Source organism: Streptococcus danieliae, assembly GCF_009767945.1.
In the GTDB taxonomy this organism is placed as follows: domain Bacteria; phylum Bacillota; class Bacilli; order Lactobacillales; family Streptococcaceae; genus Streptococcus; species Streptococcus danieliae.
Genome location: NZ_WSRS01000147.1, coordinates 1 through 1403 on the forward strand (window position 1 = coordinate 1; position 1403 = coordinate 1403).

Sequence of the window (1403 nt, forward strand, 5' to 3'; positions counted from 1 at the left end):
CAAGGACAAGAAGGAGTTCGTCAACCAGACGGTAGTGTATCCAAAGAACCTGTGGCAGAAGTTTATCAAATTGGAACAAAGCCTAAGGTAGAAACTTCCGTAATTCCATTTGAAACGACCTACCAAGAAGATCCAATGATGAAAGTTGTTGATCCTGAAATTGTAGTTCGTGAAGGTATCGATGGTAGTAAGAAGCTAACAAGAACCTACACATTGAATGTCGTTACAGGTCAATTAACAGAAGATGTTAAGGAGGAGGTAACTCCTGCAACTTCAAAAATTATCAAACGAGGCTCGAAACCTGATGATAGGGAAATTGCTTTTGATGTAGAATATATCGAAAACAAGGACTTAGAAGTAGGAGTTCAACGTGTATTGCAAGAGGGAACTCCTGGCAAAGAAAGTGTCGTATTTGAAGAGAAATCTGGAGATGCGCAAATTCAAGTGCCTGCTAAGAGTGAGCTAAGTGTAGAAACACGTAGGGTTCCTCAAGTAATTATTGTCCTAGTTGAAGCTAATAATAAACTTTATCTTTACAATGGAGTGAAAGAATTAGCTCCTTTATGGGATAATCTACAGCCAGGTGATAAATTGTTATGGATTCAAGCTGGAAGACTGCCAGAAAGTTTCCACAATCCTAGCGCAAGTCTCTCTATTAAAGGAATAGATCCTGCGATTAAAGAATTAGCTAGAATTGACGATATAACTGCTGACCAGATTCCAGAACGTTATGGTCTAACTCCAGAGGAGATTGCTGGAGCAGATTTGCGACTTGAAACAGATTTATATACATTAAATGACCAAGCATTAAACAATAATCCTACTTTAAAAGAGTTGTTGAAGAATGTTAGTTCGCGAACGATTTCTATTAGAAATATTCAGGCTGCTGATAACCACACGCATCGGAACCTTCAATTTGCACAAAAATCATTTGAAAATGCTGGTTTTACATCAAAATTTGATGATCGCGAAGGGCTGTTAGCTTCCACTCCTAAAACAGAGCAAGTTGTTCATACAATCTATAAACCGTTAGAAATCTCAATTGAAGATGTATCAAGTGATTTAGAGATTACTGAAGCCAATCTTGTTGTTAATGGTCAAAAACAAGCATTGACTATTCACAATGGAAAAGTTAAGGATACCTATCTCCCTACTTCAGATGCTCCTATTACAATTGATTATAAATATAAAGGAATTCCTACTACTAATAGAACAGTTGTTACGAAAGTTGTAGCAGATGGGAATGAAGTTATCAAGGATGAAAAAATTGTAGAGTCATCTAGTCATTTGAATTCTGTGCCACCGGTTAATAAAAAAATAGAAGTAGGAACGAAGCCTAAGGTAGAGGATAGAAAAATTCCATTTAGCACGGTTTTTGAGACTCGTGACACGGAAGAAGTTGG

The 1403-nt window shown here is 37.1% G+C and carries 1 protein-coding gene; it reads left to right on the forward strand.

What is annotated here, in order from left to right:
- Positions 1 to 51 precede the first annotated feature (51 nt).
- A partial coding sequence (locus E5983_RS09050; RefSeq protein ID WP_331251114.1) for a G5 domain-containing protein occupies positions 52 to 1403 on the forward strand: 1352 nt, incomplete at its 3' end.